We start from the raw sequence: 26,456 nt of genomic DNA on the forward strand, positions 1-26,456 counted from the left end.
CTAGTGGATGTGTTTTTGCGCGTGGTAGGAAGATCTTACCAAAGCGCTACTTTCAACATGTCTAAAGCCTAATTCCAAACCAATGGTTTCATATTCTTTAAACTGTTCTGGAGTGATAAAACTTTGAACAGGTAGATGTTTTTTACTTGGTTGTAAATACTGGCCAATGGTTACAACATCTACATCATTTGCTTTTAGGTCGTGTAGGGTTTCGATAACTTCCTCCCTGGTTTCTCCAAGACCTAACATGATTCCAGATTTGGTACGGCGTTGTCCCTGAGCTTTTAAATATTTCAAAACACCCAAGCTACGGTCGTATTTCGCTTGGATACGTACTTCTCTGGTCAATCGTCTTACGGTTTCTATGTTGTGAGAAACAACTTCTGGAGCAACTTCTATAATGCGGTCAATGTGTTGTTCGATGCCTTGAAAGTCTGGAATCAAAGTCTCCAAAGTCGTTTCTGGGTTCATACGGCGAACAGCTTTTACCGTTTCGGCCCACATGATACTCCCCATGTCCTTGATATCGTCACGATCTACACTGGTCAATACAGCGTGTTTGATGTTCATTAACTTGATGGAGCGTGCCACTTTTTCTGGTTCGTCCCAATCCAAAGTTTCTGGACGACCTGTTTTTACTCCGCAAAATCCACAGGAACGGGTACAGATATTTCCTAAAATCATGAAGGTGGCGGTTCCTTCTCCCCAACATTCACCCATATTAGGACAGCTTCCCGAAGTACAAATGGTGTTCAACTTGTATTTGTCCACCAAGCCTCTAAGTTCTGTATACTTTTTACCGGTAGGTAATTTAACTCGTAACCATTTTGGTTTTGGCTGTCTTTCTGTTACCGTGTTTGAAGCAGTTTCTGTGTTCATGTAATCTGTAATTTGCAACCGCAAAGATACAAAGTATAATTGTAATACCTTGCTATATCGTACTAAGATACCAAGCGCTAAAACCTATAAGAAAAACTATTCCTAAGAGACTCCAAATATGCATTGCCATTGAAGGACGCCATTCTGTTGGCGTATGTTTGCTACAGATAAGCACATAATTGGCGATAGCGAAAAAGGGCGCCGTTAAAAAGGAAAGAATCGTAGCAATTTGGATGAGAAGTCCCATTTCCGAAGCTAGGAAAAAGAAAATCAAGATGGTTCCTAAGAGCAGAATGAACATCCATACAAGATATCCTTTAAACTGTTTTTTAGGAAACAGTAATTGCAGACTGTGGGCCATGGATCGAGGAGAGGCATCCATAGTGGTGAGGGTAGTGCTGAACATGGTGGTGAAAGCGGCAATACCAATGATGGGGTAGGTCCATGCTCCCATGTGTTTGGAATACATGGAGATTAATTGGTTTGAAAATTCACTCGCTTTAGCACTGAATGCCACACTGCTTTGGTGCATGACCAAAGCGCCCAATGTTAAAAATCCTAATCCAATGATGATTGTACCTATAAATCCAATATTGAAATCGAACAAGGAGGATTTGACTGTTAATTCTTGAACTTCTTTCTTTTTTTCAATAGTCCATAAGGAATGCCAGATAGAAATATCCAAAGGGGCGGGCATCCATCCCATAAAAGCAATTAAAAAGGCTATTTGTAAATGGTCTTTTGGAAGTGTCTGTAAAAACGAAATAGGCGTTGGTTGCTCTTTAAAAGCCAAAGCAACAGCTATAAGAGTGCTGATGGTAAGGGTGACAACAATTCCTTTCATGATTTTATCAAGAAATAGGTATTTTCCTTTTAATAGTATCAAGACACATATAATGAGAATAATTACTGTCCAAATTTCTAAAGAAATGCTATTTCCAAACAGGTTGTGGGCCAATCCAGCGGTAACTATCGTAACGGCTGTTTGAATGGTGAACATCGAAGCCAATGTTACTATAGTATATGTGAAAAGAACACCTTTGCCTAATTTTTTGTAACCTTCTAAAAGGCTTTCTCCCGTAGCCATGGCATAACGTGGTCCAAATTGAAAAAAGGGGTATTTAAACAAATTTACCAAAAGTAAAGCCCATACAAGTCCAAAGCCATAATCGGCGCCAGCTCTAGTGGATTGTACCAAATGTGATACGCCAATTGCTGCACCGGCAAAGAGTAATCCAGGACCTAGCTTTTTAAAATCAAAGGACATTATTTTTTGGTGATAATTTCTGCCAATAGTTTTTTTGCCCTAAGGAGTTTCACCTTTACATTGTTGATGGGCTCTTGAAGTTGTTCCGAAATTTCCTTATAACTCAGTTCCTGAAAATAGCGCAGATTGATGATTTCTTGATAATGGGGCTGCAACTTTTTGATGTCTCTTAAAAGTTTTGCCAGATTCTGTTCGGTGATGAGTTTGTCTTCTGGTGAAGGAGATTCGTCTATAATATTGTAAAACTCGTTGTCATCTTCTCGATTTGTAGTACTCGTAATTGAGGATTTTCGTTTTCGCAACAAATCGATATGGATGTTCTTTGAAATGGTAATCAACCATGTTTTAAAGACATAGCTCTCATCATAGGTGGCTATTTTGTCAAAGGCCTTTGAAAATGTTTGGATGCTTATATCTTCGGCATCATTTTCATTTTCGGTGCGTTTCAATTGAAAGCCGTATACGTCGTTCCAAAAAGTGTCCAACAAAAAATTGAATGCCATTTGGTCATTTTGTTTAGCTTTTGCAATGGCTTCTTTTACTTCCAATGATGAGGTTTTGCAATTAGATTTTTTATAAATATAAAGAATTGTACCACAATTAAAAATAGTTCCAAGAAGGGAAGTAATACTAAAAGGTCTTTTTCATTTAGCTTTTTAGCAGACAATCCCAATATGGTATAGGCCATTAAAAATCGGAATCCAACCAGGCCGGCCACAATCATCCATTGATATTGAATAGATAGCAATAAGATGGCCAATGCCCAAAAAAGAACTTGGGAAATATAGAACAGGCCCAATGCTATTTTGTGTTTGGTTTTATACCGTTGGGCTGTGCTTACATGGCGCCGCTTTTGCAAGATCCAACTGCTAAATGTGGTTTTGGGTTTTGAAAGTGTAAAGCTCTCGGGGCTTACGCACACAGCCGTATTTTTGGATGTGGCAATTTCATTAACAAACAAATCGTCGTCACCAGAGTTGAGATCAATATGGCTCATAAAACCTCTGGCTTCATAAAACGTATCGCTTTTATAGGCTAAGTTGCGCCCAACTGCCATATATGGAATTCCTATTTGTGCATAGGAAAGGTATTGGGTAGCCGTTAGGAGGGTTTCATACCGTATAAGTTTGTTTAGGATCGAGCCTTTAATTTTTTGGTAAGCACCATAACCAATGACAATACACTTGGTGTCGGAAAAATGGCTGCACATTTCAGAAATCCATTGGTTGGATATAGGTTTACAGTCGGCATCTGTAAATAGAAGGTGTTTGTTTTTGGCGGCCTTGATACCTAAGGTAAGGGCGTATTTTTTGTTGCCCCAAAAGGCCTCAACATTTTTAACGTCTACAATTTTAATGAAATCATAAGAGGATTTAAATTCTTCCATGACTTCCAAAGTGTCGTCGCTAGAGCTGTCATTGATAAGAACTATTTCAAAATTGGGATAATCCTGTTGTAGAATGGAAGGGAGAAATTCACGAAGGTTCTCGGCCTCGTTTTTGGCACAAATAATAATCGATACCGGAAAATTTTGGGGTACCGTTTTGAGGGCTTTAGAAAAAGCAAACTTTTGAAAAATGCCTAAATAATAAAACGCTTGAACAATTATAACTACAATAAAACTGTAGAACAGAACATCAAATATCAGCATTAAGGATTAGGAGTGTTGAGGTTCGTTGCAGTTATCAAATTGGTCTGGTGTCTTTCCACAAAATCCACAAGCTTCCCCACTTTTATTTAGCATAGGATTTTGACTTGCGCAAGTTCCAGCAAATTTACCATCCTTTTTAGCCCATATTTTAATGGCGATTCCAGCAATTCCCAATCCTAAAAGGATAAGTGTGATAAGTAACAATTTCATGCGTAAAAGGTTTCTGCAAAGGTAAAGCTTTTGATGCAAAATGACTAATTCTATTAGTAGATGTTAACAAGTGTTGACAGTTTGTTGTAGGATTTTGAGTTTGTGAATTACAGGGGAAGAAAAATAATGTTAAATTTAAAACGCTAACTGTTAATGTTATAACTTATGAAAAAAATATTTGCTGAGTTTTTTGGAACCTTTTGGTTGGTTTTTGGAGGTTGTGGCAGTGCTATTTTTGCTGCAGCTTTTCCTGAACTGGGTATTGGCTTTGCTGGGGTGGCACTTGCTTTTGGACTAACGGTGCTTACTATGGCTTTTGCCGTTGGGCACATTTCAGGAGGGCATTTTAATCCCGCAGTAACTTTTGGGTTATGGGCAGGAGGAAAATTTCCAGCTCAAGATTTGGTAGGGTACATAGCGGCCCAAATTATTGGAGGTATTGCCGCGGCTGGCGTGTTGTACCTAATTGTTTCTGGTCAACCTAATTTTACTGATGTGGGCGGTTTTGCAGCCAATGGCTACGGAGAGTTGTCCCCCGGAGGTTATTCTATGTTATCTGGATTGGTGGCCGAGTTTACACTTACTTTGTTTTTCCTGTTGATAATTTTGGGAAGTACCAATGACCGGGCTCCAAAGGGTTTTGCGCCTATAGCCATTGGTTTGGCATTAACCTTAATTCATTTAATTAGTATACCAATTACAAATACTTCTGTTAACCCTGCAAGATCTACAAGTCAGGCGTTGTTTGCTACAGGGCCTTATATTTCCCAATTATGGATGTTTTGGGTAGCGCCAATTTTAGGGGCTGTTGTGGCAGGGTTTATTCATAAAAACTTGTTCGATAAACCGGAGATGGAATAAATAAAAAAACCTCGGGAATTCCGAGGTTTTTTTATTTCAAATGTGCTTATTTTTAATTGTTTTTTAAGGAGATTTCCGCAACTTCATTTTCTGCAGAAGCTGCATTGTTTTGTCCTTCTTTAGGTTCTATGGTAATGCTAAGTCCCAATGCATCTTCCATATAAGGAATAGGTTTTAGCTTACGATCTGAAGCATCTAAAATTCCTAGGTTAACCATTTTACCTTGTAACTCTGCCCAAATTTGATAGGTTTGGTCTTCAGGTAACTGAGGTAAGGATACCACATCGATCATAGAAGTTTTGTCTACGGCATTGATATAGGCTACGGTTTTAAGGTCTTTAGCTCTGTCGTTGCCTCGCAATACATACTTTTCGGTTTCTGGATTGTTCAGTTTCATGAACTGTCTCATGAGATTGTCCAGTTTTTCGTTGTTGTTTTCAATGTCGTTTCTCAAATCAAAAAGCTCATCAACAACCACTTGGTTTTCCTGTTGTAAAAGGATGTTCTGTTGGTACAGCAAAAAGGCAGCGCTGGCAAAAATGAAGGCTACAATACTGGCCGCGATGCTATAACGGTACCAAGTTTTTTTGCGCTTTACACGAGTTTGCGTTAAGCTGATAACAGGTGTTTCCTTTTTGGTTTCCTCTTTTTCGATGGCTTTGTGAATGGAATCCAAAATGAACTGGGGAGCTTCTACCGCATTGGATTTGGCAAGGATTTCTAAATTGTCCTGCAATCTAATGTACTCATCATGGGCTTCTGGGTATTTGGAAATAAAATGTTCTACTTCTAAAATCTCCGAAGCATCTGCTGTCCCTAGGATATACTTGTCCAATAGGTCAGACTTCAAGAAAGATTGTAATGTTGTTTCCATTGCTTTTGAGTTAATGAACATAAAGTTTTTTCAATTCTCTAAGTCCAATTTTTAATCTAGACTTTATAGTACCTAACGGAATGTCCAGTTCTTCGCTGGCTTCCTGCTGCGTCATGCCTTCAAAAAATAAGGCTTTCAGTACTATTTGGTACTTCTCGTCCAATCTGCCAACGTGCTCTTTCAAATCAAGGACATCTTGGTTTAAACTTGCTGTTGGTAGTATATATACGTTGGATTGATCGATTTGGACTTCCTTTTCAAATCGATTATTGAAACTTCTTAATTTGTCAATGGCTGTGTTTCTGGCAATTCGGTATAACCAGGTGAACAATTTGGCCTTTTTGGGGTCGTACGATTTGGCATTTTTCCAGACCTTTACAAAGGTTTCCTGTAAAGCATCCTGGGCAAGTTCCTCATCGTTGGTAACCTTCAATATGACACCATAAAGACTATCGCTATAATATTTATAGAGTAAATTAATGGCGGTTTTGTCTTCTTTTTCTAAAAGTTCGACAATTTTCTGCTCAATAGATGTGCTCAAAAGGTTTGTGTATTAAGGTTTTAAGAGTACTTCTATTACATCTAAAAGTCTTCTTTAAAACGTATATAAATAAAGGTAGTAAAAATAGCAAAATATTACTATTACAAACATTGCTGAAAAACCTTTTAAAAAGATACTATAGTTAAAATGTTTTCTTTCCTAAACAGATAAAGGTTAATAGCGCAATTACATTTACTATAGAAGGGAAGCCCCGAGTGAACGGGGCTTCTTTTATATAATGTTGACTTCCATTTCAATAGAAATTCCAAAAAGACGTTTGACGGTGTCTTGTATCAGCTTTGCAAGCTCAAAGATATCTTCGCCTTTAGCCCCTCCGTAATTTACCAAAACCAAGGCTTGTTGTTTATGAACTCCATAAGTTCCGAAGGTTTTACCTTTGAAGCCTGCATTTTCAATGAGCCATCCAGCAGGGACTTTTACCTCTTCTTCCGAAACGACATAGCTTGGAATATTTGGAAAATTCTCCTTTAATTGATCAAACTGATGTTTTGAAATCACTGGGTTTTTGAAGAAACTGCCACTATTACCAATTTCTTTTGGGTTGGGAAGTTTGCTTTCCCTTATGGCAATTACGGCATTGGAAATGTCCTTAATATTTGGAGTTGTAATATTGTCCTGCTCCAATTGTCCTTTAATGGCACCATATTCGGTATGGAGAACGTGATTGTGTTTCGTCAATTTTAAGGTGACATTGCAAATGATGTATTTGCCTTTGGCTGTTTGCTTGAAGATAGACTCACGATACCCAAACTTACATTCTTCCTTAGAAAAAGTAACGAGTTCTTGAGTACTTATGTCAATGGCTTCACAACTTTCGAACACATCCTTTAATTCTACACCATAAGCACCAATGTTTTGAATAGGCGCTGTTCCTATATTCCCTGGAATCAAGGACAGGTTTTCCACGCCTCCAAAATCATGTTCCAAACACCATAATACAAACTCATGCCAATTTTCACCTGCTTGGGCCTTTACCAAAACATGGTCGTCCTGTTCTTCTACAACCTCTATGCCCTTAAGATTGACATGAATCACCAAAGCCTCTACATCTTTAGTTAGTAACATATTGCTGCCACCTCCCAAAATAAAAATAGGGGAATTTTGCTTGTCTGCCAAAGCACTTTTGAGTGCTTCCAAGGAAGAAACAGACACAAACTGTTTGGCAGACACATCAATACCAAAAGTATTGTAGGGCTTTAGAGATATATGTTGTTGTACAGGCATTTAGCTATTGTAAACTTTTAGGGCTTCTTTCAATATGTTTACCGCCTTTATAAGGCTACTTTCATTAAGAACGTAGGCAATGCGAATTTGGTTAAGACCAACACCTGGGGTAGAATAGAACCCTGCGGCAGGGGCCACCATTACGGTTTCGCCATCAACATCAAATTTTTCCAAAAGCCATTGTGCAAAATCATCAGCGTTTTCCACAGGTAGTTCTGCTATACAGTAGAACGCTCCCTTAGGTTTGGCAACTTTTACGCCTTCAATTTTTTCCAATTCGGAAATCAAGGTGTTACGTCTGTGTACGTATTCTTCATTGACATCGTCAAAATAGCTCTGTGGCGTATCTAATGCAGCTTCACTGGCAATTTGCGCTAAAGTTGGCGGACTCAAACGTGCTTGTGCAAACTTTAATGCCGTTTGAATAAAGGTTTTGTTTCTTGAAACCAGATACCCAATTCTAGCACCACACATGCTATAACGCTTAGAAACCGAATCAATCATAATGGCGTGGTCCTTAATGCTATCTTCTTGCATGATAGAATAAAAGCTGTTTCCGTCATAGACAAACTCACGGTAAACTTCATCAGCAATTAAGAATAGGTCATGCTTGATTACTATTTGCGCTAGTTTTTGGATTTCTTCTTTTGAATATAAATATCCCGTTGGGTTTCCTGGGTTACAAATTAAAATAGCCTTTGTTTTGGGAGTGATCAATTTTTCAAACTCCTCAATTGCTGGCAATGCAAAATTGTCTTCTATTTTAGAAATAACAGGAACTACCTTAATATCCGAAGCTTTTGAAAAACCATTGTAATTGGCATAGAATGGTTCAGGGATAATGATCTCATCGTCTGGATCCATAATACTTCCAAAGGCAAACATTAGCGCTTCACTACCTCCAGTAGTTACAATGATATCGTCGTGGTTTACGTGAATATCATTTTTCTCATAATAGGCAGCAATTTTTTTGCGGTACCCTTCTGAACCTTCAGAACGGGTGTAGGCCAAAATATCCAAGGAATGCACCTTTACAGCGTCCAAAGCAACTTCTGGAGTCTTGATATCTGGCTGGCCAATGTTTAAGTGGTATACAGTTTTTCCGTCTTTATAAGCTTGTTCTGCGTAAGGAACAAGTTTTCGTATCGGAGATGCAGGCATGTCAAGCCCTTTTTTCGAAATAGATGGCATTTTATTCTTGATTTTAAAGCGCAAAGGTCTGAAAATTATCTTAAAGTTTTTTTAAAAACAAACCCTAAAAAATGATAATATCTCAAAAGGTTGTAACTTGTATATAGTCAATTAGTTAATATGCGAATACAATGGGTTTTTATATGGTGTTTTTTAGCGCTGAGTATTAACCTACATGCTCAGGGTAATTTCAACATGCCTTCTCAGGATAATAGCAAGGTCAAATTCCAACTAATTAACAACTTAATTATAATTCCTGTGGAGGTTAATGGGGTAGAATTATCCTTTTTATTGGACTCTGGCGTGAGCAAGCCCATACTCTTCAATATTTTTAATCTTACCGATTCTTTGCACATCTATAATGGGGAGCGGATTTTCCTCAGAGGTCTTGGTGGTGATGGAGAAATTGAGGCCTTAAAGTCTAGCCATAATAAGTTTAAAATTGGAGATGCGGTTAACGTCAACCAAGATGTGTATGTGGTCTTCGATAATTCTATCAATTTTACCCCTAGGTTGGGAGTGAGTGTTCACGGTATTATAGGGTATGATGTATTTAAAGATTTTATTGTAGAAATTAATTATGGCGCTAAATATTTAAAATTGCACAAGCCAGAAACCTATTCCTATAAAAAATGTAATAATTGTGAAACCTTGGATTTGATTTTGTATAAAAACAAACCCTATGTAGATGCTTTGGTGTGCATTGATTCTGCTGAAATCCCAGTAAAATTACTGGTCGATACGGGCAGTAGTGACGCCCTTTGGCTTTTTGAGGATACCACTCAGCAACTGTTGCCCTCAAGTGATAATTTCTTTGAAGATTTTTTGGGAAAAGGACTCAGTGGCAACATTCATGGTAAGCGCTCTAAAGTAAAAAGTTTCTCGTTGAGTGGTTTTGACTTGAAAAGGGTAAATGTGGCATTTCCAGATTCTGTTGCCATTACGGAAGCTCGAAACTTTACAGAACGAAATGGCAGTATTTCAGGGGAATTGCTCAAGCGCTTTAACATTGTTTTGGATTACCACAATTTTAAAATGACCATTAAGAAAAACGGAAATTTTAAAAAGCCCTTCCATTACAATAAGAGTGGGATTGTACTGGAACAAAATGGGGTGCGAATCGTGAAGGAAGAGCAATCCTTATTTAATTATGCAAAAGAAGGGGATGATAAGAATGCCAGCAATAGAATCATGTTGAATACCATTTACAAATTTGCCTTGAAACCAGCGTATACTATTGTGGAACTGCGGGAGGATTCTCCAGCTTATAAAGCGGGACTATTGGTAGGGGATGTTATTTTGTCTATCAATAACAAAGGAACCCATACTATGACATTGCAGGAATTGACCCAAAGGTTTTGTGACGACGATGAAACCAATATCAAACTGGTGGTAGATCGCGGAGGGAACTCAATGGTGTTTAAATTTAGGTTGGAAAGTCTATTAAACTAAAAAAACTCCCTGAAGAGGGAGTTTTTTAGTTTGTGTAAGTAGCGTTTTCCTATTGTTCCATCACGCTTTTGTCCTTTTTCTCAAGAACACTGTTTTTGCTAGAGTCTACCACCAAACCTTTAATTTTTAAGGCTACTGTTGGGGTATCCGCATTAGAAGTTACGGTAATGGTTTTTCTAATTGGGTTTACTCTATTAGTGTCGTATTTTACAGAGATTTCTCCTGTTTCACCAGGCATGATAGGTCCGTCTGGTTTTTTAGGAACAGTACAACCACAGGTAGACTTTACATTAGAAATGATCAAAGGCGCATTTCCTGTATTTGTAAATTCAAATACGCGAACGCCGTCCGAACCTTTTTCAATAGTTCCGTAGTCTATAGTTGTGCTCTTAAATTCAATCTTAGCTACTTTTTCTTGTGCCATGGCACCAAGGCTTACAAGGCCTACAAATAAAATCAGTACTAAATTTTTCATCACTTAAAATTTAAATTGATAGTCAAAACTACTCACTTTTTACCATTCAGCAAAATTAATTAGACGTATTACCGTATTCTTAACGCTCAGCAAGCTTAAAACAAGGGGATTATTTCTCCTAATAATTTCACGAAAAAAGAAATATAAGTACTTTTGTCAGTTCATATACAAAAACAGTACCAAAGGCCCTGTTTTAGAAGGGAGTTCAGCAATGAAATCCCTGTAATGTTAGCCTTTGAAAGTTAAAAACTACAAAACAAGATAATTAGGATATGGCAATTCCAACACAATATGTAGCCACAGAGGTAGAGCAAAAGTGGTACGACTACTGGATGAAACACAACTATTTTCATTCAGAGCCAGATGAAAGAGAACCTTATACCATTGTAATTCCTCCACCAAACGTAACTGGAGTTTTACACATGGGGCACATGTTAAACAATACCATTCAAGATGTATTGATCCGTCGTGCACGTTTACAGGGTAAAAATGCGTGTTGGGTACCGGGTACCGACCATGCGTCTATTGCTACCGAAGCTAAAGTTGTGGCGAAACTAAAAGAGCAGGGGATTGATAAAAACGATTTATCTCGTGATGAATTTTTAAAGCATGCCTGGGATTGGACTCATGAATACGGTGGTGTGATCCTAGAACAACTTAAAAAATTAGGGTGTTCTTGCGATTGGGACAGAACCAAGTTTACGATGGATGACGACATGTCTGAAGCGGTAATAAAAGTGTTTGTTGACTTGTACAACAAAGGGATGATTTACCGTGGTTATCGCATGGTAAACTGGGATCCCGAAGCAAAGACAACATTGTCTGATGAAGAGGTAATCTATGAAGAAAAGCAAGGAAATCTTTATTACCTAAACTATAAAATTGAAGGTAGTGATGATACTTTAACCATTGCAACTACACGTCCTGAAACTATTTTTGGTGATACTGCCATTTGTATCAATCCAACCGATGAGCGTTTTACACATTTAAAAGGTAAAAAGGCCATTGTACCTATTTGTGGTCGTGTCATTCCAATTATTGTGGACGACTATGTAGATATTGAATTCGGTACGGGATGTTTAAAAGTGACGCCGGCACACGATGAAAACGATAAGGTTTTAGGTGATAAGCACAATCTTGAAGTGGTTGATATCTTCAATGAAGATGCTACTTTAAACAGTTACGGATTGCATTATGAAGGTCAAGATCGTTTTGCAGTGCGTAAAGCAATTACTAAAGAATTGGAAGAAATCGGAGCTTTGGTAAAAACTGAAGTTCACATTAATAAAGTAGGAACCTCAGAGCGTACTAAAGCGGTTATCGAGCCGCGTTTAAGTGACCAATGGTTCTTAAAAATGGAAGAATTGGTAAAACCAGCTATCGAAGCGGTTTTAGGTGAAGATAACGAGATTCAGTTATTCCCTAAGAAGTTTGAGAATACCTATCGCCACTGGATGGAAAATATCCGCGATTGGAATATTTCTCGCCAGTTATTGTGGGGGCAACAAATCCCTGCCTATTACTATGGCGACGGTAAAGAGGATTTTGTAGTGGCTGAAACTGCTGAAGAAGCTTTAACCTTGGCTCAGGAAAAAACAGGTAATGCTGATTTAAAAGCTGAAGATTTACGTCAGGAAACCGATGCCTTAGATACTTGGTTCTCATCTTGGTTATGGCCAATGAGCGTGTTCGATGGTATTCGCAATCCTGAAAACGAGGACATAAAATACTATTATCCAACAAACGATTTAGTAACTGGTCCGGATATTTTATTCTTCTGGGTTGCCAGAATGATTATTGCTGGATACGAGTATAAAGGAGAAAGACCATTCAACAATGTATACTTAACCGGACTTGTTCGCGATAAGCAACGTCGTAAAATGAGTAAATCGTTAGGAAACTCACCAGATGCTTTAAAATTAATTGAAGAGTATAGTGCCGATGGTGTTCGTGTGGGATTATTGTTAAGTAGTGCTGCAGGTAACGATTTATTATTCGACGAAGCGCTTTGTCAGCAAGGAAAAGGTTTCGGAAACAAAATATGGAATGCTTACCGTTTAATTGATGGTTGGCAAATCGATGAAACTATTCCACAACCAGAATCTAGCAAAATTGCTTTAGACTGGTACGCGTCTAAATTCCAAAAAGCCTTAACTGAAATTGAAGATCACTTTAGTAAATACCGTTTAAGTGATGCGTTAATGGCGATTTATAAATTGATTATGGATGATTTTTCAGGATGGTTACTGGAAATCGTGAAGCCTGCGTATCAAAAACCTGTAGATGCTGTAACATATAAATCATTAATCGCTGCATTTGAAGATAACTTGAAAATTCTTCATCCGTTTATGCCGTTCTTAACCGAAGATATCTGGCATTATATTGCAAAACGTACGCCGGAAGAAGCTTTAATCGTGGCTAAATGGCCGGAAGCGAAACCAGTAAACGAAACCTTGATTGCTGAGTTTGATTTTGCTTCAGAAGTAGTTTCAGGAATCAGAAATATCAGAAAAGAAAAGAACATAGCCTTTAAAGATGCTATTGGTTTTTCTGTAATTAATAATGGAAATACAGCTATAACTTTCGATTCTATTATTCAAAAGTTAGGAAACCTTGAAGCGATTGAATATGTAACTGAAGCTGTAGATGGTGCTTTAACCTTCCGAGTAAAATCCAATGAATACTTTGTGCCAATGGCAGGAAGTATTGATGTGGAAGCGGAAATCAAGAAGTTAACCGAAGAATTAAATTATACCGAAGGTTTCTTAAAATCGGTTCAGAAAAAGCTATCTAATGAGCGTTTCGTAAATGGTGCACCAGAACAGGTGATTGCTAATGAACGTAAAAAAGAAGCCGATGCTTTAGCTAAAATAGAAACGATTAAATCAAGTTTGGCGAGCTTGCAATAAAAGGAAAGCAGATTTCTTTATAATTTATAGAGAGTTAAAACCTGTCCAATACCATTGGGCAGGTTTTTTTATGGACCTATCCCAAGGGGGAATAAAAAAATGTTCGTGAATAAATTAAATTCTGTAACTTTAAGTGTTAATATTCAGTTGTTTAACTTTTAAAATAAAGGCGTTTATGGACACAGTATTACGATTTGGAATGATGAGAAATATATGGTTTTTAAGTATGTTGCTTTTATCCGTTCCCGTATTTGCTCAAGAAACAGAAGAGACCATTGAGGCTGAGGTGGAAATGGAGTTTGAAGAAGAAGAGGTTTTTCACCGAAACAAATTGGCATTTTATGCCGGGTATTCTTGGATTCCAGAAGGTAGAGACATTGATACAGGAGAAAAGGAGGTAATCATTGCGCCAACCTTTGGGTTCTCTTATGAATATTGGTTGTCCGAACGTTGGGCCATTGGTACCTATAATGATGTGGAAATTGTGAATTTACATGTTGAAAATGAAGAAGGCGATTTCCTTGAGCGTGAAAATGCTACCGTATTGTCTGTGGCTGGTACTTGGGAAGCCTTGCCAAGATGGACCGTATCCTTGGGAGGTGGTATTGAAACGGATGCTCATGAAACCTTGTGGATTGTCCGTTTGGGATCGGAGTTTATCCTTTTGGAAAAGAATAATTGGGAACTTTCCGTAGGGTTCAATTACATTTATAAAGACGTGTACGATATTTTCGGTCTTGGGTTTGTATATGGTTTGAAATTCTAGTAGAACTATCATTTAATTTATTGGCCCCAAGAGTAGATGAAATTATGTGTTTTAGTAAATCTCGCCTTAGATTCTGAAAATGTTAGGTGACTACAAATTCACGAATGTAATACTATTAAAAGATATAAATATTCGTGTATTCGTGGCGAAATTACACTAATGAATAGACTTTAAAATCGAAAACACTATGTGGTTTAGTTAAAAAGAAACTTCCCACTGTACTCTAAAGCGCCATTTTCTATCAACTTGCCTGTCAAATTGCTCATAGTCAAAATGACTGACCTCAGCTGTCAATTTGTTTTTATGGCCTCTAAAAAACCAATTTAGAGCACAAGAAAGTTCGTCTTGATGGTCTTGGTCTAAATACGAATCGGGGATATAGGACGAATAACGTGCAGCTATTTCCAAAGGTTTGGGCCACCACGGAATATCTCCCTGTGGATAGTAGCCAGCCTGCAAATAATACCCTTTTAGTAGCCTATCGGGGACATCGTTGTGCATATCGATAATTTTCTTGTGGTGCCATTCACTTTGCCAGGTAATCCCCTTATAAACAAAAGCGGTTTCCAAGTTGTACTGTTCAACGCGATATTGTCCATTTTCGGCATCTTCAAAACCTAATAATTCCCCTCCTCCGGAAGATGAAAATCGGGTGTAGGGACTTCTATTGGTGACCCCTGCAATGGCAATGATGGCGGCTGGTTTCCCGTGATGGTCCATATCGCTACTTTCAAAGCCCATGTCCTCTCCAAGTGGGTTCCACTGCAATCTTCCAAAGTACATAAAATGGCCATCATCATTACTATTGTTGCCTCTTCCTGTACCTGTTAGTACTGCTGCCCAATAGCTGAAATCCAAAAGTGATTTTCCATCCAAGCGTCCATACAATTCCACTCCCTGCTGACGATCTACCGTAAAGGGCCGGTTAATGATGGAGCGATCTACCAATTGCTGTTCCCCACTACTAATACGCCGTTCTCTGGAATACTCCAGTTTCCATTGGCCAAATTTCAAACTGAGCCATTTCCACTTTTCAACCATCACCCTAAAGTCTAAAAGGTTGGAGTTTACCATGTCGTATTCCCAATAATACTTTAACCAAGTTCTATAGGCATTACCACCTACTTTTAGGCGGGCACGATTAATTTTAAAAAGATGGGTGCCGTCTTCATCATAGTCATCAAAGGTAATGGGGTCTTGGTCGTCTGGAGTGGCGAAGCGAAATTGGAGCCTGCTTTGTATCTGTAATTTATAAAGGTTGTCGCTAGATTTTAATTCAAATCCTTTGCTGCTATAGCCAATGTTCCATTTAGGAAGGGAATCTTCAGCTTTTTCTTCTTGGGCAACGGTATTGGTATGGCTAAAGAGAAAGAATAGAATTATGAAGAAGTGGATAAAGCCATATTGTTTCCCCCGTTGGCTTAATTTTATGATTAGGTTCCTCCTCATTGTTCTCATAACTTTCATTTTTCAAATACGCATTCGATGAACTGCTAAAATGCAAAATTGACCGTGAGGGTAGGTCCGTTATATCCCCATTTAAAGTAGCCGTCTAAATGTTTTCGCGTGGTTTCTACTTTGATGTCTAAACTTGTAAAGCCTGCTTTTAAGCTCAAGCCTTTGTATAGTTGATATGCCAATGTCGCATTCGAACTAAAAATACGGCCCTTGATATTGTCTATGGTCAACCCTAAGTAATTAATGTTGGTATAAAGCGAGAAGCGCTTGGAAAGGAGTACGTCAAACCAAATCCCAATGTCTGGCACGGGCGCTATAAAATCAAAACTGTCATTGAGTTCAGCTTCCAGATTTCCGGAATTGGCCCTAATGCCCACATCGGTAAACAACACATGGGCACCAATCAAGGCGCCAATTTCATATTTGGGTTTGGCAAAGATGGTATAACTGTAATACAGTCTATATATGTTCATATTGAAATAGGCTTCCAAATTGGCATCTATGGGATATACATTGTCTCCAAATTCTATTTCTTCCTCTAAAGTATAGGTCGATTTTCTATTTAAATAGAAGAAATCCAAAGCTAGCCTAGAACGTCTGGAAATACGCCATTCGGCATTGGCATAGAAGGAAAAGGTAGTTTTATCAAAGCCTAGATCGTCTTCCAAATTAATGGTGGTTCCAAAGTCATCAAAATTGGTGCTGCCCACTCTAACTTCGGTATCGTTCAAAGGAAAAAACAAACCAGCAGAAATCTTAAAACGTTTCAATCTCCAATCTGGATACTTTACGGTATTGTCAGTATAGATAGTTTGACCAGTGGAATCAACCGTACTATCCAAGCCCATTAAATCGGGTTCTTCTTGGGCGTGTAAAGACCCAAACACGAAGAAAATGATAATGCATGTAAGGGTCTGTTTCATTGTTGTATGTTGTTTATTTAGGGAATAATAAAATGACGTTAGCCCGAAACCCAAAAGCTGGATTCAAAGGGTTATTGCCATAATAAACTTTAGGGCCGCCTCCCAATTGTACTGTTTGTTTAGATATCTGTACCACTTTGGCATAATACACACCTATAAACCCTCCAAAAATGTCATTGCGCCAACTTTGAGTGTTTTCTGAAGCAATGGTATAAGACGCTCCGTTGGGTGTGGCATAGGTGCAAAAGGGTTGAAAAAAAGTAGCGCTTATGTCTTCTCCCTTGCCAGCATAGGACCACATGTGGTTTACTAATCCTCCATAAGTATATTGGCCACTTAATTTCAAGAAAACGGCGTTTGGTCCTATAGCCCAAGTATTGGCGCCCAATTCATTTTCGGAGGCAGTATTCAATAGAAATACGGGGCCTACACCCCAAACAATCCCACTAGGGGTAGGCTCTTTTGGTGAAAAGAAAAAACTTTGTACAATGTCTCCCAAACCATTGGCGCAGTCACCGTCATACAGCACATCTTTTTGGGTGATAAACGGCACAATGGTTCTACTTATGAGGTTCCATTTGCTGTTGAAACTAAAAGGAAGTACGGGCTGCAAATTTAAATTGTACCGAAATCCTTCATTAGGGCCCACATTGAATTCAAAGTTGTTTTGGAAGGGCACGCTGATAAGGTTGGCAACAGGGTTGGCCAATTGTTTAGCTAAATCTTCTGCCGAAGGACCACCTGTGGAAGCGGGAGCTTCTGCTTCTTGGGCGTTGGCACTTATAGACAATAACAATAATAAAAGATATCCTATTCTATAAAACTGCTTCATAAGGTTTTGGTTTTTAACAAAATTGTATCATAATTGATTTTTAGATCTAAAATTAAAGGTTCTATTGTTTCCCTTCCTGAAGCTGCTTCATTAGTTCTGAAAAATCTAAAGTAGCGGCTTTTTGTACAGGAGGGTATTCCGTCAATGATTTAATATGTTCTCCTAATATTTCCTGCACAGGTTCATTTAAGAATTGCTTTTTTTGTACAATATCAGAGCGATCTGTCAGGTTATCAAAACTTTCATATGGGTCAAAATGTATATTGTACATTATTGGAAACTTCTGCTTAAGGTATGGTGCGTAATAGTTTTCACTGGTTTCAAAGTGTAATTTCCATTGATTAACTCGAATAGCCCTTATAGTGGATTCGTGATAGTATATAAAATTATTACGTTCACTTTTGTTGCTTTTACCTAACCAATAATCCAGGTTATTAACACCATCTATGTATTGTTTTTGCTCTTTCTTTATTTTCTCTGCTGCATCTGGAACACCCGCAGCTGCAGCTAGTGTGGTAAAGATGTCCATATGAGATTGGATGCCGTGCAGCACTTGTCCTTTAGGAATATGGTCTTTCCACATCACCATCATAGGCACCCGAACACCCCCTTCGTAAGTGGTCATTTTTTCACCTCTAAAAGGCGTTGTCCCTCCGTGAATACGTGCGCTGTGCTCAGGGCCATTATCGGTAGAATAAATAACTATGGTATTTTCTAAAGCACCCATTTTTTCCAGTTGGTCTAACATTTCACCAATCATCATATCATGTTCCATCAGACCACTACCATACATATCATGCTCCGTTGTATGAGGTAATGCCAAATACCGGTGTTCAGGCTTTAAATGAGTATACATATGCATTCTACTTGGGTTAAACCAAACAAAGTAAGGTTTGCCATCTTCTTGTGCCCTTTTAATAAAATCAATGGAAGCAGCCATAAACTCCTCGTCTACGGTTTCCATCCGTTCTTTTGAAAGTTGTCCGGTATCTTCAATACGTTGTTTGCCAACTTTTCCAAATCGTGGATCTTCAGTAGTATCGTCTTTATTTGTAGCCCAAGTATGTAATACCCCTCGGGTTCCATATTTTTTAAAGAATTCAGGATCTTGCGGGTAGTCTTTTTGCTGGTATTCCTCTTGTGTATTTAGGTGATACAAATTTCCGAAGAATTCATCAAAACCGTGAACAGTTGGTAAATGCGAATTAAGATCACCTAAATGGTTTTTTCCAAACTGTCCTGTGGCATATCCTTGTTCTTTAAGAACTTCCGCAAGGGTTGGAGATTCTTTCTTTAAACCTAATGGTCCGCCCGGTCTACCTACAGTAGTCATACCGCTGCGAATTGGATATTGTCCTGTAATAAGGGCAGCACGACCTGCCGTACATGATGGTTGCGCATAGTGTTCCGTAAACATGATACCGTTCTGTGCTATTCGGTCAATATTAGGAGTGTTATAACCCATTACTCCGTTGCCATATGCACTAACATTACTCCAGCCAACATCGTCAGGAAAAATGATTAAAATGTTTGGTTTTTGTTGACACCATCCCAATAACGGCAGTGCAAGCAGTATTGAAAGTATGGTCCTCTTTTTTGAAAAAATGATCATGATGTTTTGTTTTTTTAGGCCTTTAAGGCAACCTCTGTGTATTTTGGAGGTTGCCTTATGGCCATTTGTTTTAGCATAGTTTTTTTATAAACGAAGAACTAATCACGTCCTTTCTTGACGACATTATCCATTACAGAAGACATGTCAAAACTCTTACCGCCTTGAACAGGAGGATAGTCCATCAAGGTTTTAATATGAGCGTTCATCTGTTCTCCCATTGGGGCCATCAACCAAGAAACCTTTTGCATAAGGTGTCCATAGGCATCTTCGGTATCATAGCTTTCAAAAGGGTCCATCCTCAAGTTAAAAATTAATGGAGCTGTTCTTGCTTCAGCTGTACCATAGTAAGTTTCCTTATAGATAAAGTGGAATTTCCAAGGGCCCATCCTCACGGCGTTCAGATTACTTTCGTAGTAATAGTAGAACATGTCCCGCGCCGATTTTTCACTTTGTCCTTTCCAATACGGCAGGTTGTTAACCCCATCGATGTATTGTTTTTTCTCTTTCATCAAGCGCTCTGCGGCATTTGGTACTCCGGCAGCTGCAGCCAAAGAGGTAAACATGTCCATATGGGCTTGGATGCCATTTAAAACTTGTCCAGGTTTTAGTACTCCAGGCCACATAATCATGCTAGGTACTCTTACACCTCCTTCGGTGGTTCCCATTTTCTCTCCTCGGAACGGGGTGGTACCTCCATGTGGCCATGAATTGTGTTCTGGACCATTATCAGTGGAATACCAAATAATGGTGTTTTGATCCATGCCATTAGCTTTTAAAAAGTCTAAAACCAAACCTACGTCATGGTCGTGTTGTAACATTCCGCTACCATATAAATCGGCTTCTGAAGTGTATTTTTCAGCAGCATAGCGCCATTCATCATTTAAACGGGTATAGAGGTGCATTCTGGAAGTGTTCAACCACACAAAAAATGGTTTGCCATCGGCTTTGGCACGCTTCATAAAATCTTCCGCCTTAGGAATGACTTCGGCAGCATCAAAATTCTTCATGCGCTCTTGGGTCAATGGCCCTGTATCTGTAATACGTTGTTTGCCCACTTTACCAAAACGAGGATCATCGGTATTGTCCATTTTATCGGTAGCCCAAGAATGGATCACCCCTCGGGTTCCAAATTTCTTTTCATAGCCTTCCAAATCTCCGGAATAGGCTTTGGCGAAGTTTTGGTAATCGCGCTGTTCAGATTCTTCTTGAGTATTCAAGTGATACAGGTTGCCATAAAATTCATCAAAGCCATGGGCTGTTGGCAAGTGTTCGTTACGGTCGCCCAAGTGGTTTTTTCCAAAGTGTCCTGTGGCATAGCCTTCGGCTTTCAATACTTCGGCCAAGCAGGGAGAAGCTGCTTGTAGGCCCAAAACATCACCAGGTTGTCCAACTGTGGTCATCCCACTTCGTATAGGATATTGTCCTGTGATAAAGGACGCTCTGCCGGCCGTACAGCTAGGCTGTGCATAATGGTCGGTAAACTTAATCCCTTCATTTCCAATTTTGTCAATGTTGGGCGTTGTATAGCCCATTGTGCCCATACCATAGGCACTTACGTTTTGCCAACCTACATCATCTCCCCATATCACTAAAATATTAGGCTTTGTTTGGCTCCATCCCAATAGCGGCAGTAAGAGCAGTATTGGGAGAATGGTCTTCTTGCGAAAAAAATTGCTCATAATTTCTGGTTTATATATTACTAATTGATTTAATAGCCATTTTTGATTGATGATGTTTTATTATTGATACCTTGGATAAATCACTTTCCAATCCTTTTTCATGTCTACAACTGTCCAGCCGTGTTTAGCCGCTTCATCCAGGCCTTTGTCCAAGCCTCCAATATGCGACCCTCTGTCATAGGCCCATTCGCGGTCGGCATCGGTATGGTGTACATAAAGCATAAAACTGTTCAGTTTGTTGGAGGCTGTCCATTGCAGCATCTGTAAATCCCCATCAGAATTCCCTGCAGCAAACACCGGTTTTTTTCCTATTATTTTTTGAATGTTTAAAGGTTTTCCTTCCTTGTCGTCATTAAATTCCAACTCGGGCAAGATCTTAATCGTTGGTTTATTTCCGTCATTATTCCATTCGGTCTTAAATCGTGTGCCTATAATTTGTTCTTCTGGAATACCATAAATGTTGGGTAAGAAGGCTCTCATAAAGTTAACACCGCCACCCGAAACGATATAGGTTTTAAATTGGTTGGCTCTTAAATAGTGTAATAATTCAAGCATGGGTTGGAATACCATATCGGTGTAGGGTACATTTTTGGTAGGGTGTTTGGCCGTACTGGCCCATGATTTTACAACAGCTTCAAACTCATCATTGGTCATGCCGGTATGGGTAGTTGCAACTATTTGTAAAATGCCCTTCATGCCACTTTGTTTTAGGGCTTCCATATCATTTTCTAAAATGGCTTTGTAGGGTTGTTGGGTTTTCCATTCAGGATGGTCCTTCGCCATGGCTTTTACCCGGTCTATGGCAAAAAACAATTGAAAATAGGCAGGTTGCTCACTCCATAGGGTCCCGTCATTGTCAAAGGTGGCAATGCGGTCTTCAACAGGAATAAACTGAGAGCTTTTGCTATTGGTGGCATTGCTTACAAATGCTATGATGGCCTTTTTTGCAGTCCCGTCATTCCAAGAGGGTAGCGGGTCTTTTTGGGCAACGGTTTCAGCATTGGAAACAGATGTTGTAACATCTGCTTTAAATGCTGTAATTACAAAGAAACATAAGGCTAATGGAAGGGTTTTGAAAAGGCTCATAGCTTGATTGTTTTAAAGGTGAAAAGGAACTGGAATGTTTTTTGGCATGTCCAGTTCCTAATTGTTTTGCTGTTATGTTATCTAGTTTTTGCTAGTGGGAGTTAATTTTCTCAGTTCTTCATCAACATTGAATTCCATACTTTTCATTCGTGGCGGGTATTCTTTCAGAGATTCCATAAACTCACTTATTTTTCCAAAAGCAGGGGCATAGGTCCATGCTCGGTCTTCCAACCATTCATTATAACCACGGGAATCAATGAAGCGTTCAAAGGGGTCTAATTTTAGGTTCACAACAATAGGGGTAACCATATCTTGCTGCACCCCATTAAACCACTTGTCTTGTTTTTTGAATAAAAATTTGTAGTCTCCATAGCGGACTCCATGAAGCGTGGTTTCGGTGAAATAAAAGAACTCTTTCCGCTTGGATGGCCCTGTATTTGTAATGAGGGCTGTTTGGTCATAGCCGTCCAAATGAATTTTTTCGTAGCTTCTGTTTCCTGCTTTGTAGCTTTTAAGCATTTTGTCTTTAAGGTTGGGTTCTCCCAATTGCGACATGATTGTAGGCAACCAATCCTCCATAGTCATAAATTCACCGGTAGTGGTACCAGGGGGAATAACGCCTGGCCATTTTACCATCACAGGAACTTTAAAGCCCCCTTCGTAACCACCTACACCTTTTTCACCACGAAACGGATGGTTACCACCATCAGGCCAAACATAGCTATAGGCCCCGTTATCTGTAGAGAACATTACAATGGTGTTGTCATCAACATTCAATTCTTCCAATAAGCTGAGAAGTTCTCCAACAATGTCGTCCATTTCCTTTACGCCGTCAGCGTACAATCCATAGCCGGTAATACCATCGTATTTTTCAGAAAGGTGGGTATGCATGTGCATGCGGGTTAGGTTATGCCAAACAAAAAATGGTTTGTCGGCTTTTACTGCATCTGTGATGAAGCGTTTGGATTCTTTTAAAATTTCCCAATCCAACGTTTTTTGACGCTCTGCCCCAAAGCCGCCTTTGTCTTCTATTTTTTGGCTGCCGTCTGATTGCGCCCAGGAATGAATAACCCCGCGTTGCGCAAATTGTTTAGCCACTTCTGGGTCTTTTGGGAAGTCGTAAAGCTCGGTGTATTCACCTGCGTTAAGATGGTATAGAATACCAAAGAATTCATCAAAACCATGATTGGTAGGTAAATGCTCGTCACGGTCTCCTAAATGATTTTTACCAAATTGTCCCGTAGCATAGCCCATTGGTTTTAGTAAAGTGGCTAATGTTGGGTCTTTGGTACTCATACCTTGAGGAGCTCCTGGCAGACCTACTGTGGCTAATCCTACACGAATAGGATATTGTCCTGTAATAAAAGCCGCTCGCCCAGCGGTACAGGAAGGTTGTGCATAATGGTCCATAAACAGCATCCCTTCATTGGCAATTTTATCAATATTGGGTGTAGACCCTCCCATCATACCACGGTGGTAGGCACTAAGATTCCACATTCCAACATCATCTCCCCAAATAATCAAAATGTTGGGTTTGTCTTGTGCCGTGGTAAATAAGGGCAGTAGCAATAGTATGCTAAGCATTTTTAAAAAGTTTGCAGTGTGCTTCATAGTAAAATGTATTTAATGGTGTGATAATAGAGCTTTTGAAGTTTTATTAACGTTGGGACAGTAGGGTTTTGGTAGTGGATAAAACCACTTGTAGAGAATGACATTTGTAATATTTGAGAGGGCTGCTTAAAGTGGGAATACACCGCACGATGAGTTTCCAACCAAGTGTGGTTGGTGTGGGTACCCAAAGCAGAAAAGCCATTAGGGCATGATTGATAAGGATGTTCTCTCAACATTAATGCACTTATTTGTTGTTGGCACTACAGATAAGGCCTGGCCTTCATCTATAGGTAAAGTGTTAAAGTTAGGGGTATTTGATTCGCTATCAATCAGTTACTAATGTACGAATTCTTCGTTTAAAAAGGAATACTTCTGTAGTTATTTTTGAAATTGTAGGTTTTGAGTCAAGAGTGTGTTGGTTTTAAATCCAAATGTTTGTTAAGAGGTTTTAAATCCACTATAAATGCTGATCCAGATTACGTCTTGAGGGAAATGTCTTGCATTTAATAGACTTTTATTTCAGCCGTTCCAAACGCCCTTTACGCTTTACAATATTTTTGTAATCCCATTGAATGTGTTTAGAGGTTTCCAGCCACCGTTTTAAAGCTTCCATATCGATGTCATTTATGGAATTATAGAAAATGGAGGCGTCTTTAAATTTTCCACCTAGAATGTTTAAATCGGGTTCTTCAAAATCGGCACCACTCCAAAACATCAGACGCAATCCCTTCTTTTGTTTACTATAGCCCACGATGGGGTTGCCTTCCAAAAACCAAACAGGGTGTCCATGCCATAGTTTGCTTTCGGCTTCAGGCATTTGCGCATCAATGATGGTAGCCAGTACATGACAGATTTCTTGGTCTGTTTCGTTTTGCTGAGCATTGTAGTTTTGGATGTCTTTCTGTAGCATGGCTTCGCAAGTTGAGATTTTTTTAAAAGCATCGTCAGGTTGCCTGATTTTTCGAAAGCTATTGAGAAAAATTGTATCTAAACCAATTGTATTATTGGTGGCAAATTAATTCTCGATACAACATTTTTATAAAATGTCACTTGAATCGACGGTATGAGTTCAAGTTTGTTCGGTAGATTACCTTTCTTAAAGATACCAATTTTCTTTCTTAANTGGTGGCAAATTAATTCTCGATACAACATTTTTATAAAATGTCACTTGAATCGACGGTATGAGTTCAAGTTTGTTCGGTAGATTACCTTTCTTAAAGATACCAATTTTCTTTCTTAAGAAATATTCTGCTCTATTTGGTTGCCAAGTTTTTAAGCCATCGAATACTAGCTTAGCTAATTTTTTTTAGTGCGCTCGTCAGGTTGAGTGGTTTTTCGAAAGCTATTGAGAAAAATTGTATCGAAACCAATTGTATTATTGGTGGCAAATTAATTCTCGATACAACATTTTTTCAAAATGTCACTCGAATCGACGGTATGAGTTTAAGTTTGTTCGATGGATTACCTTTCTTAAAGATACCAATTTTCTTTCTTAAGAAATATTCTACTCTATTTGGTTGCCAAGTTTTTAAGCCCTCGAATACTAGCTTAACTAATTTTTTTTTAGGGCGCTCGTCAGGTTGAGTGGTTTTTCGAAAGCTATTGAGAAAAATTGTATCGAAACCAATTGTATTATTGGTGGCAAATTAATTCTCGATACAACATTTTTTCAAAATGTCACTCGAATCGACGGTATGAGTTTAAGTTTGTTCGATGGATTACCTTTCTTAAAGATACCAATTTTCTTTCTTAAGAAATATTCTGCTCTATTTGGTCGCCTAGTTTTTTAAGCCCTCGTATGCTGGCATAGCGTATTTTTTCCTTGTGCAACAACCAGCCACCAATGGCTCCCAAAATACTGCCAATAAGGATTTCCCAAAAGCGAAGTGCGATAAGCGCATTGGGATCGTTGATGATGGGGTTGGCTGCTTCCGAGAGAAAGATGGCCAAAGGCGTAATGAAAATCACGGCCATGGCATAATTTCTAATGATGAGCAATTCTACGATCAATTGTAAAACAATGATGAACAGGCAAAGCATTAAAGGGGTGGTTGCTATTTGTAATAATAGCCAACATAGGCAAAGTCCTAAAAAGGTGCCCAAAATACGTTGGAAAGTACGCTGCCAAATATGATAAAGGGAGGCGCCTTGCATCACTGCACCACAGGAAATAGGAATCCAGTACGGGTTTTCAAGTTTTAGCCAATAGCCTAAGGCCAAAGAAATGGCCATGATGGCTCCAGTAATGATGGCTTCCCAGAAATCGGCATAGGTATTTTTTTTAAGCAGGGGGACAGGGGCATTCTGTGGTATTATTTTTTGGGTGGCCGATAACCATAAAATATAGGCCAAACCCAAGGTACAGGAAAACATGGTGCCCAAACCAACCAAACCAACTTTGGTAGGAATGGTACTTAAGTTGAAAGGCTGGCAAATGGAAATGGAAAGGATCAGGATAAAAAAGAAACTCCGTGGGGGAGCCGTTTTATAGTAGAGAATGATCCAATGCACGATAAGCGAGTACAGCCCAAATACAATTACCGCAACCGTAGGGGAAAAACTAAAAAACTGCCCCAAAGCAAAGGATACCATAAACCCAAATGAGCTAACTAATAAGGTGGTAATTCTATTGGTAAACGACCCCGAACTGGGAAGGTAAAGAATGACCAAACCACTTAAACAGGAAATGAGGGCATAGCGAAGATTGTCAACATACAATCCTACCAGTAAAGGAAACCCAACACAAATGGCGGTTAGCATTGGAGTGTGCCAAGTTCTTGTGGAATCCTTTAGGGTTACCAATTGTTCTAGCTCTTTGAGTATAGTGTTTTTTAATGCCATTAAATTTCGAGTTTCCTAAAGGATGTGGAAAGTATAGCGCAAAGATAGCAAAAGTGGAAGCGATTCACTTTTAGCGTTCCTTAGGATAAAGGG

23 protein-coding genes are annotated in these 26,456 nt (G+C 39.0%); 4 read left to right on the forward strand and 19 right to left on the reverse strand.

All coding sequences use genetic code 11. The features are described from left to right. The 5 genes from lipA to AC6I5C_RS05585 are packed head-to-tail and all read right to left on the reverse strand — an operon-like array spanning window position 1 to window position 4,007. Window positions 1-879 (reverse strand): lipoyl synthase, encoded by an 879-nt coding sequence (gene lipA, locus AC6I5C_RS05565; protein WP_053975988.1) that lies wholly within the window; start codon window positions 877-879, stop codon window positions 1-3. 52 nt (window positions 880-931) lie between these two features. Next, window positions 932-2,146 (reverse strand): Nramp family divalent metal transporter, encoded by a 1,215-nt coding sequence (locus AC6I5C_RS05570; protein ID WP_497904299.1) that lies wholly within the window; start codon window positions 2,144-2,146, stop codon window positions 932-934. Then, a complete protein-coding gene (locus tag AC6I5C_RS05575) occupies window positions 2,146-2,694 on the reverse strand; it encodes an RNA polymerase sigma factor (protein ID WP_083702057.1) in 549 nt (182 codons plus the stop codon). The genes AC6I5C_RS05570 and AC6I5C_RS05575 overlap by 1 nt, the downstream gene beginning before the upstream one ends. Continuing rightward, window positions 2,685-3,797, reverse strand: a complete 1,113-nt coding sequence (locus tag AC6I5C_RS05580) for a glycosyltransferase (RefSeq protein WP_497904300.1) — start codon at window positions 3,795-3,797, stop codon at window positions 2,685-2,687. The genes AC6I5C_RS05575 and AC6I5C_RS05580 overlap by 10 nt, the downstream gene beginning before the upstream one ends. A gap of 6 nt (window positions 3,798-3,803) precedes the next feature. Further along, on the reverse strand, window positions 3,804-4,007 hold the full coding sequence (locus AC6I5C_RS05585) for a membrane or secreted protein (RefSeq protein WP_053975984.1): 204 nt from the start codon (window positions 4,005-4,007) through the stop codon (window positions 3,804-3,806). Between the two features lie 165 nt (window positions 4,008-4,172). Here AC6I5C_RS05585 and aqpZ point away from each other — a divergent pair, with 165 nt between their 5' ends. Next, window positions 4,173-4,868, forward strand: a complete 696-nt coding sequence (gene aqpZ / locus AC6I5C_RS05590) for an aquaporin Z (RefSeq protein ID WP_497904301.1) — start codon at window positions 4,173-4,175, stop codon at window positions 4,866-4,868. Between the two features lie 52 nt (window positions 4,869-4,920). Here the strand turns inward: aqpZ and AC6I5C_RS05595 are convergent, their stop codons facing one another. The 4 genes from AC6I5C_RS05595 to AC6I5C_RS05610 form a co-directional block, all read right to left on the reverse strand. Next, window positions 4,921-5,742, reverse strand: a complete 822-nt coding sequence (locus AC6I5C_RS05595) for an anti-sigma factor (RefSeq protein ID WP_497904302.1) — start codon at window positions 5,740-5,742, stop codon at window positions 4,921-4,923. A gap of 10 nt (window positions 5,743-5,752) precedes the next feature. Continuing rightward, window positions 5,753-6,283 (reverse strand): RNA polymerase sigma factor, encoded by a 531-nt coding sequence (locus AC6I5C_RS05600; RefSeq protein WP_053975982.1) that lies wholly within the window; start codon window positions 6,281-6,283, stop codon window positions 5,753-5,755. Window positions 6,284-6,514: 231 nt separating this feature from the next. Beyond that, window positions 6,515-7,528: a UDP-N-acetylmuramate dehydrogenase gene (gene murB, locus AC6I5C_RS05605; protein WP_497904303.1), complete on the reverse strand. Its 1,014-nt coding sequence runs from the start codon at window positions 7,526-7,528 to the stop codon at window positions 6,515-6,517. Next, on the reverse strand, window positions 7,529-8,719 hold the full coding sequence (locus tag AC6I5C_RS05610) for a pyridoxal phosphate-dependent aminotransferase (RefSeq protein WP_497904304.1): 1,191 nt from the start codon (window positions 8,717-8,719) through the stop codon (window positions 7,529-7,531). A 195-nt stretch (window positions 8,720-8,914) separates the two neighbouring features. On the opposite strand from AC6I5C_RS05610, the gene AC6I5C_RS05615 reads away from it, so the two are divergent. Continuing rightward, window positions 8,915-10,171, forward strand: coding sequence for an aspartyl protease family protein (locus AC6I5C_RS05615; protein WP_497904305.1), 1,257 nt, complete (start codon window positions 8,915-8,917; stop codon window positions 10,169-10,171). A gap of 49 nt (window positions 10,172-10,220) precedes the next feature. On the opposite strand, the gene AC6I5C_RS05620 is transcribed toward AC6I5C_RS05615, so the two are convergent. Further along, a complete protein-coding gene (locus tag AC6I5C_RS05620) occupies window positions 10,221-10,646 on the reverse strand; it encodes a DUF1573 domain-containing protein (RefSeq protein WP_053975978.1) in 426 nt (141 codons plus the stop codon). A gap of 272 nt (window positions 10,647-10,918) precedes the next feature. Here AC6I5C_RS05620 and AC6I5C_RS05625 point away from each other — a divergent pair, with 272 nt between their 5' ends. Both AC6I5C_RS05625 and AC6I5C_RS05630 read left to right on the forward strand, forming a co-directional pair. Next, window positions 10,919-13,555, forward strand: a complete 2,637-nt coding sequence (locus AC6I5C_RS05625; RefSeq protein WP_497904306.1) for a valine--tRNA ligase — start codon at window positions 10,919-10,921, stop codon at window positions 13,553-13,555. A gap of 175 nt (window positions 13,556-13,730) precedes the next feature. After that, window positions 13,731-14,321, forward strand: a complete 591-nt coding sequence (locus tag AC6I5C_RS05630) for a hypothetical protein (RefSeq protein WP_497904307.1) — start codon at window positions 13,731-13,733, stop codon at window positions 14,319-14,321. Between the two features lie 198 nt (window positions 14,322-14,519). Here AC6I5C_RS05630 and AC6I5C_RS05635 read toward each other — a convergent pair whose 3' ends face one another. The 9 genes from AC6I5C_RS05635 to AC6I5C_RS05675 form a co-directional block, all read right to left on the reverse strand. Beyond that, complete coding sequence (locus tag AC6I5C_RS05635; protein WP_497904308.1) at window positions 14,520-15,779, reverse strand: OprO/OprP family phosphate-selective porin; 1,260 nt, start codon at window positions 15,777-15,779, stop codon at window positions 14,520-14,522. A 35-nt stretch (window positions 15,780-15,814) separates the two neighbouring features. Beyond that, on the reverse strand, window positions 15,815-16,702 hold the full coding sequence (locus AC6I5C_RS05640) for a hypothetical protein (protein WP_497904309.1): 888 nt from the start codon (window positions 16,700-16,702) through the stop codon (window positions 15,815-15,817). 13 nt (window positions 16,703-16,715) lie between these two features. Further along, window positions 16,716-17,534: a hypothetical protein gene (locus tag AC6I5C_RS05645; RefSeq protein WP_497904310.1), complete on the reverse strand. Its 819-nt coding sequence runs from the start codon at window positions 17,532-17,534 to the stop codon at window positions 16,716-16,718. Between the two features lie 61 nt (window positions 17,535-17,595). Next, the gene (locus AC6I5C_RS05650; protein WP_497904311.1) at window positions 17,596-19,146 is read right to left on the reverse strand and encodes an arylsulfatase; all 1,551 of its coding nucleotides are present in this window, start codon (window positions 19,144-19,146) and stop codon (window positions 17,596-17,598) included. Between the two features lie 98 nt (window positions 19,147-19,244). Beyond that, complete coding sequence (locus AC6I5C_RS05655) at window positions 19,245-20,825, reverse strand: arylsulfatase (protein WP_497904312.1); 1,581 nt, start codon at window positions 20,823-20,825, stop codon at window positions 19,245-19,247. Window positions 20,826-20,885: 60 nt separating this feature from the next. After that, complete coding sequence (locus tag AC6I5C_RS05660) at window positions 20,886-21,911, reverse strand: HAD family hydrolase (protein WP_497904313.1); 1,026 nt, start codon at window positions 21,909-21,911, stop codon at window positions 20,886-20,888. An 81-nt stretch (window positions 21,912-21,992) separates the two neighbouring features. Beyond that, window positions 21,993-23,522: an arylsulfatase gene (locus AC6I5C_RS05665; RefSeq protein ID WP_497904314.1), complete on the reverse strand. Its 1,530-nt coding sequence runs from the start codon at window positions 23,520-23,522 to the stop codon at window positions 21,993-21,995. Window positions 23,523-24,036: 514 nt separating this feature from the next. After that, the gene (locus tag AC6I5C_RS05670) at window positions 24,037-24,432 is read right to left on the reverse strand and encodes a DUF1801 domain-containing protein (protein ID WP_497904315.1); all 396 of its coding nucleotides are present in this window, start codon (window positions 24,430-24,432) and stop codon (window positions 24,037-24,039) included. 839 nt (window positions 24,433-25,271) lie between these two features. Next, complete coding sequence (locus AC6I5C_RS05675; protein ID WP_497904316.1) at window positions 25,272-26,363, reverse strand: FUSC family protein; 1,092 nt, start codon at window positions 26,361-26,363, stop codon at window positions 25,272-25,274. Between the last annotated feature and the right edge of the window lie 93 nt (window positions 26,364-26,456).

This window comes from Mangrovimonas sp. sgz306409 (assembly GCF_059735265.1).